Annotated in this window: 14 protein-coding genes; all 14 read left to right on the top strand. The window is 51.8% G+C overall.

Translation table 11 applies throughout. From position 1 onward, the window contains the following. The first annotated feature begins 48 nt into the window (after positions 1 to 48). The 14 genes from mfd (at position 49) to PLA01S_RS29795 (ending at position 16,419) form a co-directional block, all read left to right on the top strand. Positions 49 to 3,576, top strand: coding sequence for a transcription-repair coupling factor (gene mfd / locus PLA01S_RS29860; RefSeq protein ID WP_127595922.1), 3,528 nt, complete (start codon positions 49 to 51; stop codon positions 3,574 to 3,576). Next, positions 3,560 to 4,645, top strand: coding sequence for a peptidylprolyl isomerase (locus PLA01S_RS29855; RefSeq protein WP_127595920.1), 1,086 nt, complete (start codon positions 3,560 to 3,562; stop codon positions 4,643 to 4,645). The genes mfd and PLA01S_RS29855 overlap by 17 nt, the downstream gene beginning before the upstream one ends. A gap of 329 nt (positions 4,646 to 4,974) precedes the next feature. Beyond that, on the top strand, positions 4,975 to 5,517 hold the full coding sequence (gene spoVT / locus PLA01S_RS29850) for a stage V sporulation protein T (RefSeq protein WP_100541646.1): 543 nt from the start codon (positions 4,975 to 4,977) through the stop codon (positions 5,515 to 5,517). A 196-nt stretch (positions 5,518 to 5,713) separates the two neighbouring features. After that, the gene (locus tag PLA01S_RS29845; RefSeq protein ID WP_127595918.1) at positions 5,714 to 7,393 is read left to right on the top strand and encodes a putative polysaccharide biosynthesis protein; all 1,680 of its coding nucleotides are present in this window, start codon (positions 5,714 to 5,716) and stop codon (positions 7,391 to 7,393) included. Between the two features lie 93 nt (positions 7,394 to 7,486). After that, positions 7,487 to 9,001: a bifunctional methyltransferase/pyrophosphohydrolase YabN gene (gene yabN / locus PLA01S_RS29840; protein ID WP_127595915.1), complete on the top strand. Its 1,515-nt coding sequence runs from the start codon at positions 7,487 to 7,489 to the stop codon at positions 8,999 to 9,001. Positions 9,002 to 9,167: 166 nt separating this feature from the next. Beyond that, complete coding sequence (locus tag PLA01S_RS29835) at positions 9,168 to 9,440, top strand: HU family DNA-binding protein (RefSeq protein ID WP_009591918.1); 273 nt, start codon at positions 9,168 to 9,170, stop codon at positions 9,438 to 9,440. Next, positions 9,440 to 9,718 carry an RNA-binding S4 domain-containing protein gene (locus PLA01S_RS29830; protein ID WP_076326537.1) on the top strand — a complete coding sequence of 93 codons (279 nt, stop codon included), beginning with the start codon at positions 9,440 to 9,442 and terminating at the stop codon, positions 9,716 to 9,718. The genes PLA01S_RS29835 and PLA01S_RS29830 overlap by 1 nt, the downstream gene beginning before the upstream one ends. 217 nt (positions 9,719 to 9,935) lie before the next feature. Beyond that, positions 9,936 to 10,217 (top strand): sporulation protein YabP, encoded by a 282-nt coding sequence (gene yabP / locus PLA01S_RS29825; protein WP_009591926.1) that lies wholly within the window; start codon positions 9,936 to 9,938, stop codon positions 10,215 to 10,217. Further along, the gene (gene yabQ / locus PLA01S_RS29820; protein ID WP_100541643.1) at positions 10,214 to 10,783 is read left to right on the top strand and encodes a spore cortex biosynthesis protein YabQ; all 570 of its coding nucleotides are present in this window, start codon (positions 10,214 to 10,216) and stop codon (positions 10,781 to 10,783) included. The genes yabP and yabQ overlap by 4 nt, the downstream gene beginning before the upstream one ends. Positions 10,784 to 10,794: 11 nt before the next feature. After that, on the top strand, positions 10,795 to 11,145 hold the full coding sequence (locus PLA01S_RS29815) for an FtsB family cell division protein (RefSeq protein WP_098741227.1): 351 nt from the start codon (positions 10,795 to 10,797) through the stop codon (positions 11,143 to 11,145). Between the two features lie 114 nt (positions 11,146 to 11,259). Further along, complete coding sequence (locus tag PLA01S_RS29810) at positions 11,260 to 11,751, top strand: S1 domain-containing RNA-binding protein (protein ID WP_006207435.1); 492 nt, start codon at positions 11,260 to 11,262, stop codon at positions 11,749 to 11,751. Positions 11,752 to 12,096: 345 nt separating this feature from the next. After that, a complete protein-coding gene (gene spoIIE / locus PLA01S_RS29805; RefSeq protein ID WP_127595912.1) occupies positions 12,097 to 14,607 on the top strand; it encodes a stage II sporulation protein E in 2,511 nt (836 codons plus the stop codon). Between the two features lie 167 nt (positions 14,608 to 14,774). Then, positions 14,775 to 15,515: a vWA domain-containing protein gene (locus tag PLA01S_RS29800; protein ID WP_127595910.1), complete on the top strand. Its 741-nt coding sequence runs from the start codon at positions 14,775 to 14,777 to the stop codon at positions 15,513 to 15,515. Next, entirely contained in the window at positions 15,499 to 16,419 is a 921-nt protein-coding gene (locus PLA01S_RS29795; RefSeq protein ID WP_127595907.1) for a protein kinase domain-containing protein, read from the top strand. The genes PLA01S_RS29800 and PLA01S_RS29795 overlap by 17 nt, the downstream gene beginning before the upstream one ends. Positions 16,420 to 16,601: the final 182 nt, after the last annotated feature.

The following is a 16,601-nucleotide window of genomic DNA, read 5'->3' as shown; positions in this document are numbered from 1 at the left end:
ATAGAGTCTAGGAAATTCATTTCTTTTGCATAAGAGAGGTGCCCCCTTTTGTTACAAGCACTTATTGATGTATTTTCGAAAGATTCGGACTTCAAATCCATAACGGCTGGCGTCCATGCCGGCATGAGGGAGCAATTGATCTCCGGTCTTTCCGGGTCGTCCAGGCAGATCTTAATGGCTGCATTGCACCAGGACCAGCAGCGCCCGCTGCTCGTTGTCACTCATAATATGTTTTCAGCTCAGAAAATTGCGGATGATTTACAGGAAGCGCTCTCAGCGGATCAAGTATTGTTATACCCGGCGAATGAACTGGTAGCGGCCGAGTCGGCCGTTTCAAGCCCCGAGACTCTGGCGCAGCGGATTGATGTACTCGTCCGTTGTGCAAGAGGCTTCCGGGGTATTGTCGTTGCGCCATTTTCCGGCGTGCGTCGCCTGCTTCCCGCTCCCGAAGTGATGTCCGATGCCCGAATTGTGCTCCATGACGGCGGGACACTCGTGCTGGATTCCTTCCTGAACCAGATGATCGAGATGGGATATGAACGGGTGGAGCGCGTTGAGAGCCGCGGCGAGATGAGTGTCCGCGGCGGTATCATCGATTTTTACCCGATGACAACGACCATGGCGTACCGCGTAGAACTGTTTGATGAGGATATCGACTCCATTCGTACCTTCGATCCGGCGGATCAGCGCTCGATTGACAAGGTTCGGGAAGTCACCATTACACCATGCAAGGAAATTATCGCAGATTCGGAGCGGCTCAGCCGTACGGCAGATACGGTGGTCCGTCTGTTGGAGACCCAGCTAGAACGGATGAGTGATCGTCAGGCCAAGCTCCGTCTGCGGGATGAAATACACCGGGAAGTTGAGATGCTGCGCGAGCGGATATATTTCCCTGAAATCTATAAATATATCTCCCTGTTGTATCCGGAGAAGACCAATCTGTATGATTACATGCCGAAGGATACGATTCTGATTATGGATGAGCCTGCACGTCTGCTGGAAACAGCCAAGCAGCTGGAGCGGGATGAAGCGGAATGGAATTTGCATCTGATGCAGAATGGCAAATCGCTGCCGGATCTGCCGTTGTCGCTGGATACGGAAGAACTGATCTATCAGCATCCATATCAGAGTCTGTTGATCTCCATCTTCCTGCGTCAGGTGCCAAGAATGCAGCCGCAGAATATCGTCAATGTGATTACGCGCGGCATGCAGGACTTCCACGGCCAGATGAACGTGCTCAAGGCAGAGATGGAGCGCTGGAAGAAGTCGGGCGTTCAGGTCATGATGCTGGCAGGCGATGCAGAGCGGATGGATCGCATGCGGCGGGTACTGATGGACTATGGTATCGAAGAACCGGTTATGTTCGAGGGGCATCTGCAGAATGGCTTCGAGATGCCTTCGGTTCATGCTGCCATTATTACAGAGAGCGAGATGTTCTCCTCGAAGCAGCGCAAAACACGCAAAACCACGAAGAATATGGACAACGCCGAGCGCATCAAGAGTTATACAGAGCTCAAGGTCGGCGACTATGTGGTGCATCAAAACCACGGTATCGGGAAATATATGGGGATCGGGACGCTCGAAATCAACGGAATCCATAAGGACTACATGCATATTTTGTATGCCGGGGGCGATAAGCTGTCCGTACCGATTGAGCAGATCGATCTCATCCAGAAATATGTCGGTTCCGAAGATAAGGAGCCGAAGGTTTACAAGCTGGGCGGAAATGAATGGACGAGGGTTAAGAACAAGGTCCGTTCTTCCGTTCAGGATATCGCCGACGATCTGATCAAGCTGTATGCCGAGCGTCAGTCTGCGCCGGGGTACGGGTTTGAGAAAGATACGTCGGAGCAGCAGGAATTCGAGGACATGTTCCCATATGATGAAACACCCGATCAGCTTCGAGCCATTACCGAAATCAAAAAAGACATGGAGCAGAACCGGCCGATGGACCGGCTGCTGTGCGGTGATGTCGGTTACGGGAAAACGGAAGTGGCGGTTCGCGCTGCCTTTAAAGCAGCGATCGAAGGGAAGCAGGTTGCGGTGCTGGTTCCGACAACGATTTTGGCCCAGCAGCATTACGAGACGTTCCGGGAGCGTTTTGCTAATTATCCGATCAACATTCAGGTGCTGAGCCGTTTCCGGAGCCGTAAGGAGCAGAATGAGACGATCAAGAAAGTAAAGCAGGGCTCTGTCGATATTCTGATCGGAACACATCGACTGCTGTCGCAGGATATTGTGTTCAAAGATCTGGGATTGCTGATCGTGGATGAGGAGCAGCGGTTTGGCGTTACGCATAAGGAGAAGTTGAAGAAGCTGAAGACCAATGTCGACGTGCTGACGCTGACGGCAACGCCGATTCCGCGCACGCTGCACATGTCGATGCTCGGCGTTCGGGATTTGTCCGTGATCGAGACACCGCCGGAGAATCGCTTTCCAGTGCAGACCTATGTCGTAGAGCATAGCCAGACCCTGGTGCGGGAGGCGATCGAGCGAGAACTGGCCCGGGGCGGTCAAGTTTACTATCTCTACAATCGGGTTCAGGGCATTCAGGAGATGGCAGCCCAAATATCCATGCTGGTACCGGAGGCCCGAGTGGGTGTTGGACACGGTCAAATGTCGGAAACGGAACTGGAGAAGACCATTCTCGACTTCCTGGACGGCGAATATGACGTATTGGTTAGCACGAGCATTATTGAGACGGGTGTGGATATTCCGAATGTAAATACGCTTATCGTGCATGATGCGGACAAAATGGGTCTCTCCCAGCTGTATCAGCTGCGCGGACGCGTCGGACGTTCCAACCGGATCGCATATGCTTATTTCACGTACCAGCGCGATAAGGTGCTGACGGAAGTGGCCGAGAAGCGGCTGCAGTCCATTAAAGAATTTACGGAGCTGGGCTCCGGATTCAAGATTGCGATGCGAGACCTGTCGATTCGCGGAGCGGGCAACTTGCTCGGAGCGGAGCAGCATGGCTTTATTGCTTCCGTCGGGTTCGACCTGTATTCACAGATGCTGGCCGAGGAGATACAGAAACGCAAAGTCAGCATGCTGGGTGAGCCGCCATTGCCATCGAAGGACTGGAACACCTCCATCGATCTGGGGATTGACGCTTACTTGCCGTCTGATTACATTTATGACAGCATCCAGAAGATCGAAATTTATAAAAAGGTGGCTGTCGTTTCGACTATCGACGAATCGGCTGAGCTTGAGGATGAGCTGCTTGACCGCTTTGGCGAGCTGCCGCTTGCGGTAAGTAACCTGCTTGCCGTCTCCCGCTTGAAGGTATATGGTCGTACGTACGGGATCGACTCCATTATCCAGCGCGGCGATGATGTGCTGCTGCAGTTTTATGAAGGGCAGGATAAGGCGGTGGATACAGCTGGACTTGCGCAAATTGGAAATAAGTTCGAAAGACGTGTACAATTTGAACAAGGGCCGGCTATGGCCATTCGAATCAAAGGCAAGGGACTTTCCGATCAACAACTGTTAGAATTGCTGGAGCAATTCCTGGAGGCCGCAAAAGGGCCATTCAACCTGAAGGGAGAACTACAAAATGCCGTCAAGAAATAACAAGGCATGGAAGACGTTTATTGTATCCATCACAGCTGTTCTATCCATGTCGATGATCGCTGCGTGCGGAAACGACAAGACTAAGGGAACCGAAGATGATAATAGCAAAGTTATCGTCAAATATAAGGGTGGAGAAATTACCGAGAAGGAATTTGACCTGGAACAGCGCATGATTCAGTTCATGTCCCCGGAATACGCCCAATTTTTACAAATGGATGAATTTAAAGAGTATTTGGCGAAACAAGGGGTAGCCTATGAATACCTGTACGCCAAAGCTGATGATAAAGCGAAGGAAGCTGCCGAGAAGCAAGCGGCTGATTTGTTAAAGCAGCAGAAGAGCGGGATGGGCGAGGAGCAGTTTAAGGCTGCTCTTGAATCGCAGAAATTGACGGAGGATGACCTCAAAAATTATATGCTTCGCGTCATGACCGTAATGGAACATGAGAAGAATCAGGTGACTGAAGAGGATATCAAGAAGGAATTCGAGGCGAATAAGAAGGATTACACCAATATCAGTGTTCGTCATGTCCTGATTGGTTTTAAGGATGCGGAAGGCAAGGAAAGAGCGGAAGGCGAGGCACTCAAAATCGCCAAGGAAGTACAGTCCAAGCTGAATAAAGGCGAGGATTTTGCTGCGGTCGCGAAGGAATACTCCGAGGATCCGGGCTCCAAGAACAGTGGAGGCCTGTATGAGAACAAACCGGCAGGCAGTTGGGTACCGCAATTCAAGGAAAAAGCACTGACGCTTGAGCTTAACAAGATCAGCGATCCGGTAGAAACCGATTACGGCTACCATATCATGAAAGTGGAGAAACGCGAGGAAGTGTCTTACGACAAGCTGCCTGCCGATCAGAAGGAAGGCATTCGAAATGAGCTTGCTTCGGCCAAGATCGACAACTTTATGCAGAATGAGCTCAACGACCTGATTGAGAGCATGAATCTTCCGAAAAGCGAGAATGCGGACAAGCCTGCCGAGGGCACGGGAGACCAGAAGACAGACGGTACCACCGACAAACCGGCGGAAGGTGATCAAATACCGGATGCAGGCAAGGACGACACAGGGAAATAAGCCCGCGAACAAGCGATCGGGCGATGATTTTGTGAAGCGCTGCGGCTAATGCCGGATGTATGGCCAGCGCGTTGGAAGAAATGGTGGGATCTTCGAATCCATAACGTGCGAAATAACGCGTTATGGATTTTTTCTCCCCTGACATCAGTCCCTTTCGGATGATATTTATTTTTGGATTTCGCAACCAACAGAGGGTAGATGATGTATAAGGAATTGGGAATGGATGAATACTATGGTCAGACATTAACTCTTATATACCTGGGGACATCCTCTTCCCGAATGGAACAGTAGTTGAAAAATCTTCTTATGAAAGTGGGGCAACAAGTGAAATGAAAGCTACTGGTATCGTCCGCCGTATTGATGACCTCGGGCGCGTGGTCATTCCAAAAGAAATTAGACGCACACTGCGGATTCGCGAAGGCGACCCGCTGGAGATTTTCGTTGACCGGGATGGAGAAGTCATTCTGAAGAAATATTCACCAATCGGTGAATTGGGTGATTTTGCGAAGGAATATGCAGAGTCCCTTTATGAGAGCACAGGTCACATCACGATCATATCGGACCGTGATACATTTATCGCCGTAGCAGGCGGCTCCAAGAAAGAGTATTTGGACAAGCCGATCGGCAACCTTCTGGAAAACTGCATGGAAAATCGCAAGACGGTGCTGGAAAGCAACAGTGGTACGTATGAGATCAGCAAAGACAATCCGGAGGCTTTGTCCGCTTTTGTCGCTGCGCCTATCATTGCTGGAGGAGACCCGATTGGCAGTGTCGTGCTGCTGAACAAGGACGAATCCGTGAACATGGGTGAGATGGAAGTGAAGATGTCTGAAACCGCCGCAGGCTTCCTCGGCAAGCAAATGGAACAGTAAGACGAGGACATCAATCCTTGGATGAAGACTCCCGCTGAACGTTGATCACAGGGTCAATCGGCAGCTGGGAGTTTTTGTTGTCCGGTTCCTTTTTTGTACCACTCTCCCGCCCTTGGTTATAATGGAGGTACACATGGCAGCATCAGCATCAGCATCTGCATGCCTGTGATACGGAACTAGGGGATTGGAAGACGATATGAAACCGGATCAAACAGGGGCGAGGCTGCTGCAGGGAGCTTTTATCCTTAGTGCGGCCGCGCTTCTGTCCAAGCTGATTGGCACACTGCAAAAAATACCGCTGCAAAATATGGGTGGGGATGCCGTCTTTGGCATCTACAATACGGTTTATCCGTTCTATATGATGATCATTACGATAGCGGTGGTTGGCTTTCCCGCGGCGGTCTCCAAATATGTGGCTGAATATGAGGCTGAAGGGCGCACCGAGGACGGTCATCGCCTGCTCCGCCTGTCTTCCGCCTCGTTGGTGCTGTTCGGTCTGATTCTCGGCTTCCTGATGTACGTCTGCGCACCGAGGATCGGGATGTGGATCGGAAGCAGTCAGGTTGTACCGGCCCTCCGCGCAGGTGCGTTGGCGCTGGCATTCGTGCCTTGGATGTCGGTGCTGCGCGGTTATTTTCAAGGGCTGCACAATATGGTGCCGACGGCCATCTCCCAGATTACGGAGCAGATTGTCCGTGTCGGGGTCATGATTGTGCTGCTGCTCTACATGATCCGTGCCGGTTCCGATCCCGACGTGATTGCCGCCGGGGCGCTGCTCGGATCTGCTGCCGGTGGTGCCGCCGGTCTGTTGGTGATGGGACTATACTGGCGCAAGCATATCCGAGCAACTCGGAGTGAAATTCAAGGAGAGGCTTGTCACGGATTCGAAGCAGCGGGTATGAACGAAACGGGGCTGCGTGCCGATGTAACTAGAGAGGGAGCAGGTGTTCTGCTAGGCCGCCTGCTTGCTTATGGAATTCCGGTCTGTCTTAGTCTGCTCGCTGTTCCGCTGATTGGACTGGTGGATACTTTCACGGTGCCCCGTTTATTGACATCCGGCGGACTGGGCGAAGCAATGGCCATGGCGGAGTTTGGGGTCTATAACCGCGGACTGCCGCTCGTCCAGTTGGTTACGATGCTGGCCACCTCGTTGTCGGTTCTGTTCATCCCTGCACTGGCGGAGGCCAAGTTCAAGGGAGAATCCAGCCGGGTTGCAGGCCAAACCCGTATGGCCCTCCGCTGGTTCTGGCTGATCGGAATGACGGCCTCCGTAGGCTTGGCGGTGCTGGCTGAGCCGATTAACATCATGCTGTACGAAGACGCCGCAGGGACGGCGACGATGCAGGTGATTGCTTTTACAGCTGCTGGGGGGACGCTGAGCACGATAACGGCTGCACTGCTTCAAGGGATAGGCATTGTCAAAGCCCCGGCGGTTCATCTGCTGGCTGCGGCTGGGCTCAAGCTGCTGCTCAACCTGCTGCTGGTGCCGCAGTTTGGCATTACCGGCGCAGCCATCGCCGGCGTGGCGGCGCATCTGACAGCCGCCGCGCTCAACCTCGCGCTGCTCTCGCGAAGCGCCGGCGCCCGCCTTGACGCCGGCGGCATGCTTGCGAGGACGCTGCCGGTCCTCGCAGCGGTGGCGCTGGCCGCCTGGGGCGCAGGTGAGGCCTCCGGCGGCATTCTGACGGCGGCCGGCTTCGCCTCAGGCCGTCTCACCCACGCGGCTGCGAGCCTGAGCGGCGTCGCGGCCGGCTGCGGCGCCTTCCTTATCGGCGCAGCGCTCATGAAGCTCCTCACCGAGGAGGAGCTTCGGATGCTGCCGAAGGTCGGAAGACCGCTGGCGGCCTTCTTGCGGGCCCTGCGTGTGCTGCGCTGAACCGGGCCGATTGTGAGATGTTTGATCTTCTGTGATATAGTAGTGTACGATAATGACGTCGACAAGGCGGACGAAGACGAAAGGAAGTAGCGTATGAGTGCATCCATTACGGTGGTCGGCTTGGGTTCTGGCAATCCGGATCGATTGACGATAGGTATCATAAAAACCATGCAGCGGGCATCGAAGGTGTATGTGCGTACATTATCTCATCCCGTCATCACTGCGTTGAATGAGTTCCAGATTCACCCGGAATCGTTTGACCATGTGTATGAGGCGCATGACACCTTTCCCGAGGTGTACGAATCCATTGCATCCGCGCTAATCAACTTGGCCAAAGCTGCCGAGGAGGATCGCGAGCTCGTTTATGCGGTGCCTGGGCATCCGATGGTAGCGGAGGCAACCGTTCGGTTATTACGGGAGCGCTGCCCGGGAGAGAATGTGACGCTTACGGTGCTCGGCGGTGAGAGCTTTCTGGACGAGGCCTTCGTTCGCCTTGGTTTCGATCCCATTGAGGGCTTCCAGCTTCTCGATGCGGCTGAGCTTCGGGCAAGCGCCATCCAGCCGCAGCTGCATACCCTGATCGGCCAGGTGTATGACATGTTTACCGCTTCGGAAGTTAAACTGGCGCTGATGGAACTGTATCCGGACGATTATCCGGTCATCGTCGGCCATGCGCTGGGTGTTGAGGGCGAGGAAATGATCCAGCGCGTGCCGCTCTACGAGCTCGATCGCATTGACGGATATGGGAATCTGTCGCTGGTCTACGTACCTCGAAGTGAAGACAGCATGCTTCGGCAGCGAACGTTTGCCAGACTCCATGAGATCGTTGGCATTCTGCGCAGCCCTGAGGGCTGTCCATGGGACCGTGAGCAGACCCATGAATCCATCCGCAAAAATTTGATCGAAGAAACCTACGAGGTATTAGAGACGATTGATGAGGATGATCCTGAGCATATGCAGGAGGAACTTGGGGATCTGCTGCTGCAGATTATGCTGCATTCTCAGATGGAAGAGGAGCTGGGTACCTTTACGGTGTATGATGTCATTCAAGCGCTGAATGACAAGCTGATCTTCCGTCACCCGCATGTCTTTGGTGAGAGCAGCGCCAAAGACGCAGAATCTGCCCTGCAGAACTGGGAGCAGATGAAAGCGGAAGAGAAGCGCCGCAAGGGGCTCTCACCAGAGAAAGCCTCGGCACTGGATGGCATCCCGCGGGATCTTCCCGCATTGATGAAGGCGTACAAGCTCCAGAAGAAGGCATCCAAGGTTGGTTTCGATTGGGATAACATCGAAGGCGTGTTCCAGAAGATTGAAGAGGAACTCGGTGAACTGAGGCAGGCGGTGACCGAGGGTCAGTCTGATGAGGATACGGCACTCGAGCTCGGTGATCTGCTGTTCGCGGTCTCCAATGCGGCAAGATTTATCGGAGCGGACCCGGAAGAGGCCCTTTCGAGAACGAACCGGAAGTTTGTCAGTCGCTTCAGCTACATAGAGGAGCAGCTTGCCGCCCAGGGGAAAACCTTGCAGGAAAGTACCCTGGACGAGATGGAAGCCCTATGGCAAGCAGCTAAATCGGGATCGGCACAAAACGGCAGTATCGATGGGTGAAAAAGGCATCTTTTCACGTAAAAAATAAAAAAATAGGGATTTGCGGCAGGAATTCCGCAAGGCATCCAGAATAATCATTAATGGTGAAATCTTGCAGATTGCAAGGCGGTTTAACCGAATAACCGTAAAATCTTATATTTTTCTGATAATTGGGAGGATTTAATTCATGAACAAAACAGATCTGATCAACAACATTTCCGGTAAAAGTGGACTGACAAAAAAAGACGTAGAGAACGTCTTGAACGGCTTCCTTGGTGAAATTACTGAAGCTTTGGCTAATGGCGATAAAGTTCAATTGATCGGCTTTGGTACTTTCGAAACTCGTAAGCGCGCTGGACGTACAGGCCGCAACCCGCAAACAGGTAACACGATCGAAATTCCAGAATCCAACGTTCCTGCGTTCAAGGCAGGCAACAAGCTTAAAGAAGCCGTAAAATAATGCGCGTCGATAAATTCCTGAAAGTATCGAGGTTAATCAAGCGGCGTACCGTAGCGAAAGATGTATCGGATCAAGGCCGGGTGCTGATCAATGGCCGCGAGGCCAAGCCGAGCAGCACGGTTAAATTGGGCGATGAGATCACCGTCCAATTTGGCCAGAAGCTGGTGACCGTCCGGGTCGAGCGTCTTACCGAGACAACCCGTAAAGATGAGGCAACCAGCCTCTATACCTTGGTCAAGGAAGAACCGATCGTTAAAGATCGCGGATTGGACTGGTAAGCAGCCCGAGCCGTTCCATCAAACGTCCCTCTCACCCTATGGTGCGGGGGACGTTTTTATGTTTATCTTGATGTATAAACAAGAGGAGTTCCTGCTCTCTTTCATTCACCTGGCAATCCTCGCAGCGTCACGATCATTCCTGAAGCGGTTGTTCTTCTTCCGGTTCTAAAGACAGGTACCTTCCCATAAGCTATTGTTAAAAGGAGGGGTACATGCCATGATCGACCAAGGGAAGGGCAAGTTTCATGACCTGCGGATGCAGAACCGGAAGCTGCTGGACATTACGGGTGTCCAAAATGTGGAGAGCTTTGACAGTGAAGAATTTCTGCTTCAAACCGAGCTTGGGCATCTCACCATTCGGGGACAAAATTTACATATTAAAAATCTCAGCCTGGAAGAGGGGCTTTTGTCGATTGAAGGTCAGGTGCATTCACTGATTTACTTGAATCCCGGTTCGCAGACCAAGAACAAGAGTCTGCTGGGTAAGCTGTTTAAATGAACCCCAGCGTACAATGGATCACGCTGCTCTGGATGCTCTTCTCCGGAGCAGCGATGGGAGTCGCCTTCGACAGCTACCGGGTGCTGGCAGGGCAGCTCCGTTTCCCGCAATGGTCCAAGCATACCCTGGACTTCCTTTACTGGATTGCGGCAGCCTTCTTCATTTTTCGCATGTTGTATGTGACCAATGACGGTCAACTGCGTTTTTATGTGTTTGTGGGCCTGTTTATAGGGGTTTGGATCTATTTTTTATTATGGAGTGTCATAACCCAACGTTTTGTGGTAATGTTAATTCAAGTGACAAAAGGCTTACTGTCCTTTTTGTACAAGCTGTTCCGTATGTTATTGTGGAATCCGATCAAAGGAATCCTGATGCTCATCTTGGGATTGTTAAGGTTTCTATGGAAGTTTCTCCTGTCGCTGTTGCGTTTAGTCCTTAAATGCCTCATGCCTTTTTGGCGACTCTTGAAATGGATGCTGAGACCGATCACATCCAGAGTCAGGCTGCCGGCATGGTGCAAGCAATTCGCGGACAAGGTTATTAAGGCGTGGAAGCGCTGGTTTTAGGAGGTATGGTCATGGGAAGATTTGCTGATCCGTCGAAGCAGGCTCCCCAACAAACCAAGACAAAGAACAAAGGCGCACGCCGGCGTAAAAGAATGTTTGTGGCGATGATGGCGCTGTTTTTGATCTGGGCAGGTTCAACGCTCTGGTCCCAGAATGACCGCATCCGTAATCAAAACGAAGCGCTAGCTCAAAAGCAAGAGGATTATAAGTCCGTTGAACAGTCGCTAATCCAGATTACTCATGAAGTGGAGCGATTGAAGGACCCTGAATATATCGGGCAGATTGCCCGCAAGAAGTTTGGACTGTATCTGCCAAATGAGACGCCGATCATTCAGCCCCAAAATTCGGGCGAAGAGCCGTAATTAGGCAGGACACACGTCTGTTGACCTTGTTTAGGTCATTATCGTATAATCAAATCACCGCAGCGCGATTTCTAAATCGGACTGTATATTTTTAAGGGAGGATCATTTTATTCTATGGCAATTGAAGTGGGCACCAAGTTAGAGGGCAAGGTGACAGGCATAACGCATTTTGGAGCATTTGTGGATCTGTCAGGAGGTGTCACGGGTCTCGTTCACATCTCGGAGATCGCCGACAATTACGTTAAGGATGTCAACGATCATTTGAAGATCAACGATGTCGTTACCGTGAAGGTGATTAATGTCGACAAGGACGGCAAGATCGGTCTTTCGATCAAGCAGGCTGTCGACAAGCCGGCTTCCGAAAGTCGTCCACCCCGCGCACCGAGACCGGAACGCAGTGGAGGCGGCGGCGGAGAACGATTCGGAGGTGGCGGTGGTGGAGGATTCAACCGTGAACGCGGCGGACGCCCGTTTAAGCCTGCGGCCAACAAGCCTTCATTTGAGGATAAAATGTCACGCTTCCTGAAAGACAGTGAAGAACGAATCTCTTCGCTTAAGAAGAATACGGAAGGCAAACGCGGTGGACGCGGAGCCAAACGTATGTAATTCGATAAAATATAAACTGACCGCAGAGGGAAATCGCCTTCTGCGGTTTTTTTGTCGTTGCATCCAAGGGTACGACAGGTTCCTACGCAATTTACGGCGATACCGTGTGGAATGAGCGCGGGATGTCCGCCTCAATTCGGGAAATGATCCGCAAGAATACTATAGGCTTGACTGGTGTAAATACCGCTGGGCGTGGGGGATGAGCGCTCTTTTCCCGAACGTTCGCAAGGCGCGTTGATTTTGTCGGAAATTTCTTTGGGGCTTGTCCGGTGTTCTGACAAACTTTCCTGAACAGGGGTTTTATAATGGGACCAACAAATTCGTGAAGAATGGGGTGCCAGCGTAATGGATAAAAGAAATCTGGTGATGTTTCCGGGTACTGAGGCAGTTAAAGGGGGAGCGGGTTCCATTCGTGCCCGTGTAACAGAACGATTAGGGCAGCTGCCTTTTCTTCAGCGTCCCATCCACTTCCTGGCCGCTAAGAAGTGGATGATCTTGCTAACCTTCATGGGTTTTCTGCTCGGACGAGCTATGATCCTGGGAGAGCTGTCTCCATTTGCCGTAGCTTATTTTGCAGTCATTGCCTTTATGCGTCGCGATTATTTGCTGCCGGTAGGCGCAGCGATCGTTGCAGGAAGTTTATTTGCGTCCTTTCCGGTAGCATGGATGGTACCGGCAGAAATCTTGATCTTTTACTTTATGATGCGGGGATTGGAGACGTATGATCGGGCAGAATTGTCATATGCACCGCTGATGGTATTTGTCTCCACCTTCTTCGTGAATCTGTTCAGTGTTCTCATCGGACCGAGCATTACCTGGTATTCCATGATGATGCTCACCCTGAACGCGGTGCTCAGCTTTGTCCTGACATTGGTCTTTATCCAGGCGATTCCGGTGCTGACGCTTCGTAAAAAAACGCATGTTCTTCGAAATGAAGAAATTCTATGTATCATCATTTTGCTGGCGTCGGTCATGACAGGTGCCGTTGGCTGGACGATCCAATCCCTGTCGGTAGAGCATGTCTTATCCCGTTACTTAATTCTGCTGTTTGCTCTAGTCGGGGGAGCTCCGCTAGGCGCCTCGGTTGGCGTGGTGACAGGTCTCATTCTCAGTCTTGCCAACATTTCGGCCTTCTCCCAGATGAGTCTACTCGCCTTTTCCGGGATGCTCGCCGGTATGCTGAAAGAAGGGAAGAAAGGCGGTGTTTCACTGGGCATGCTGCTGGGGGCAACCATTCTCTCCATCTATTTCAGCAATCCTGGAGAAGTGATGATCTCCACTTGGGAAACCTGTGCGGCTATTGTGCTGTTCCTCATCACACCCAAGAGCGTAATGCAGGCTATAGGCAAATATGTGCCGGGCACGCAGGATCATACCCGTTCACAGCATGAATACGCTAAGCGGGTTCGGGATCTTACAGCGGATCGTGTTACCCAATTCTCCAAGGTATTCCGTCAGCTCTCGCAAAGTTTCGGACAAACGTCAGGGGTCATACAGCCTCCAGGCAAACAGGCGGAGGAGATGAATCATTTTATGAATGCCGTGGCCGAAGGAAGCTGTGCCACATGCTATAAACGGAATCAGTGCTGGGACATGAAGTTTTACCAGACTTATAAATATATGACCGATATGATGACCTCCATCGAGGAGAATCCTGAGATGGAAGCAGACGATCTGCCGCCGGAATGGAGCCGGATCTGTGCCAAGAAGGAGGAGGTGCTCGGCATCCTGAAGCAGCAGTATCATCTCTACCAACATGATATGCAGTGGAAACGCCAAATATACGATAGCCGCCATCTGGTAGCGGAACAATTATCCGGGGTTTCGCAGGTTATGGAAGACTTGGCCCGAGAGATTAAGCGGGAAAGCCAGACGATGCACATTCAAGAAGAACAGATTCGGGAAGCGCTTCAGCAGCTCGGCTTATCGATTCAAGGCATCGATATCATCAGTCTGGACTCCGGGCAGGTCGAGATTGAGATCGTTCATGCGTATACCCGGGGTTATGACGAATGCAGGAAGATTATTGGACCACTGCTGTCCGACATTCTCGGGGAGCATATCGCGGTAATGGAAGAGACCCTGACCCATCCAAGGGATGGATTGGCCACCGTGCGTTTCGGTTCAGCGAAAACATATGAAATTATGACGGGTGTAGCCGCAGCGGCTAAGGGAGGGGATATTTTATCAGGCGACAGCTTCAGTACGGTTGAGCTGGGCAACGGGACGTTTGCGGTAGCGCTTAGTGATGGCATGGGCAATGGGGAAAGGGCTCGGCTTGAGAGCAGCTCGGCTCTGAATATATTAGAACAGCTGCTTCAATCCGGGATGGATGAAAAGCTGGCGATTAAATCGGTCAACTCGATTCTGATGCTGCGCTCGCCAGATGAAATCTATGCCACGGTCGATATGGCCCTAATCGATCAATATACGGCTCAGACCACCTTTATGAAGATCGGTTCGACGCCGAGCTTTATCAAACGGGGCAATGATGTCATACCGGTCTCGGCCAGCAATCTTCCGATTGGGATTATTCAGGATATCGAAGTGGACCTGGTGTCATTACAGCTGCAGGCCGGTGATGTTCTCATCATGATGACGGATGGCATATATGATGCACCGGGTTATGCGGTAAACAAGGAGCTATGGATGAAACGAATGATTCAGGAAGTGAACAGTGAGGATCCGCAGGAAATTGCCGACTGTTTGCTGGAAAAGGTGATTCGCTATCAACAGAATCAAATTCATGATGATATGACGGTGGTGGTCGGGCGTGTGGATCACTTCCATCCGGAATGGTCGAATGTGCATGTACCAGGCTTCGCCCGAATGGAGCGGCCGCGAACGGTTAGCTGATGCGTTAGAAAAACCAAGCGATTACCCGGGAAATGGAGGACCCCGGAAATGGTAAATCTTTTCCGTCTATTCTTCCTATGTATCCGTTTGAACTCTCTTGAATGTGGAAATGATAGAGATAGAAGTCAAATCGATAGGAATGGATGAGACGGAGGCGATCATTTATTATGAAGCAAATTCTACTGATAACGGACGGCTGCTCGAACGTTGGGGCCAGTCCGGTTCTGGCCGCAGCCCATGCGCTCCAGGATGGTATTGTTGTGAATGTGGTGGGGGTCCTTGATTACGGGACGATCGGTGAACTTGGGGGATTGGAAATTCAGGAGATAGCCAAAGCGGGAGGAGGCATACACCGGATCGTAGGTACACCGCAGCTGGCGCAGACGATACAGATGATGACTCGGAAAACGGTGGTTCAGACGATCCAACAAGCGGTAAATAAGGAGATACAGCATATTTTGGGGGGCGGGTCGCTGGAGGAGCTTCCGCCGGACAAGCGTTCGCAGGTCGTTGAAGTTGTGGATGAGCTCGCTGAGACGTCATCCCTGCAGGTCGCGCTGTTAATCGATGCAAGTGCAAGCATGAAACCCAAGCTGGCTGCGGTTGAGGAAGCGATACGCGATTTGATGCTGAGTTTAAAAGCACGCGCTGGCTCAAGCGAACTAGCGGTATTCCATTTTCCTGGCAAACATAGCGGCGAGGACATCGTGATGGACGTGAATTGGACCTCAGATCTTGACGGCGCCCGGGGAATGTTCAGCCGCCTGCAGATGAGAGGGGCAACGCCGACTGGACCTGCCTTGTTAAAGGTGATTGAATTTTACCGATATGGTACACTAGAGGGTAATCAATCATGGCGGGGTCATTCCAGCCAAGAGGAAGGGATGCTCGGTGACTACGTTGTCTAACCCGGGTTACCCGCCAGGAACCGTAATTAAAGGCAAGTGGCGGAACAGCCGGTACATCGTGGAACGTATGCTCGGCAAAGGGGCTAACGGCAAGGTGTATCTGGTCCACCGGGCAGGAGTACGCGAGCGTTATGCTTTAAAAGTTGGGTATGACGCTCTGGATCTTCAATCCGAAATTAATGTGCTGAATGCGTTGAAAGAACAGATGCCGGACCCTTATCTCGTAGAGGCGGACGATCATCATGACGGCAGCGGCGAAGTATCCTTTTATGTTATGCGTTACATTGAAGGGAGTCCGCTGCATCATTTTATTCGCAAACGCGGTGCCGACTGGATCGGATTGCTCGGACTGAAGCTGCTCGAGAAGCTGACCGTTCTGCATGCATCCGGTTATGCATTCGGTGATTTGAAGCCGGATAATGTGATGGTCTCGGCATACGGAAGAGTGGAACTGATCGATTACGGAGGCGTCAGTCCTTTCGGACGCAGCGTAAAGCAGTTTACGGAATGGTATGATCGGGGATACTGGAATGCCGGAAGCCGGACTGGCGACGTATCCTATGATTTGTTCTCGTTTGCCGTGATGTGTATCGGCCTGCTGGATGAGAAATCATTACGGGAGGCGTCTTGTCAGCTTCCCCAGACCCGTAGTGTTGCAGATCTGCAGCTGGTACTGCGAAGAAACCTCATCTTCAAGCCATACGTTGTTTGGCTGAACAAGGCTTTATCGGGAGATTTCGCGGATTCACGGGAAGCGTTGAACGAGTGGAGAAAACGAATATATGAAGGTTCGGGCCGGAACGTGCGTCCTCATCCGGGACGAACTCCGCGGTGGCTGAAGAACGCGTTTGGTTTGTCGTTAGTCATCATGGCCCTTACTGTTTATTTTTTCTTCCGCTCATGAAGTTGTTACCTTGTTACTGGGAGTTCATAAAGGTGCGAGTTCAAAAAGGTCGGTTTTCAGCACCGAGAAGGTTGGATGAAGCTAGGGACTGAGGAGAGGAGCGTACGTTTTTGGTACGTGAGACCGGAAGGCCCGGCTGAATTCAAGATTCGATGCCGAGTGGCTTCCTGATTCACTTCGTG

Source organism: Paenibacillus lautus NBRC 15380 (genome assembly GCF_004000945.1).
GTDB lineage: Bacteria > Bacillota > Bacilli > Paenibacillales > Paenibacillaceae > Paenibacillus_AQ > Paenibacillus_AQ lautus.
Note: the sequence above shows the minus strand (reverse complement) of the source record. Positions and strands in the feature narration are given on the sequence as shown.

Bases quoted from the DNA above. Each gene is read 5' to 3' on its own strand.
- PLA01S_RS29855 (WP_127595920.1), top strand. From the start codon at position 3,560: ATGCCGTCAAGAAATAACAAGGCATGGAAGACGTTTATTGTATCCATC.
- spoVT (WP_100541646.1), top strand. From the start codon at position 4,975: ATGAAAGCTACTGGTATCGTCCGCCGTATTGATGACCTCGGGCGCGTG.
- PLA01S_RS29845 (WP_127595918.1), top strand. From the start codon at position 5,714: ATGAAACCGGATCAAACAGGGGCGAGGCTGCTGCAGGGAGCTTTTATC.
- yabN (WP_127595915.1), top strand. From the start codon at position 7,487: ATGAGTGCATCCATTACGGTGGTCGGCTTGGGTTCTGGCAATCCGGAT.
- PLA01S_RS29835 (WP_009591918.1), top strand. From the start codon at position 9,168: ATGAACAAAACAGATCTGATCAACAACATTTCCGGTAAAAGTGGACTG.
- PLA01S_RS29830 (WP_076326537.1), top strand. From the start codon at position 9,440: ATGCGCGTCGATAAATTCCTGAAAGTATCGAGGTTAATCAAGCGGCGT.
- yabP (WP_009591926.1), top strand. From the start codon at position 9,936: ATGATCGACCAAGGGAAGGGCAAGTTTCATGACCTGCGGATGCAGAAC.
- yabQ (WP_100541643.1), top strand. From the start codon at position 10,214: ATGAACCCCAGCGTACAATGGATCACGCTGCTCTGGATGCTCTTCTCC.
- PLA01S_RS29815 (WP_098741227.1), top strand. From the start codon at position 10,795: ATGGGAAGATTTGCTGATCCGTCGAAGCAGGCTCCCCAACAAACCAAG.
- PLA01S_RS29810 (WP_006207435.1), top strand. From the start codon at position 11,260: ATGGCAATTGAAGTGGGCACCAAGTTAGAGGGCAAGGTGACAGGCATA.
- spoIIE (WP_127595912.1), top strand. From the start codon at position 12,097: ATGGATAAAAGAAATCTGGTGATGTTTCCGGGTACTGAGGCAGTTAAA.
- PLA01S_RS29800 (WP_127595910.1), top strand. From the start codon at position 14,775: ATGAAGCAAATTCTACTGATAACGGACGGCTGCTCGAACGTTGGGGCC.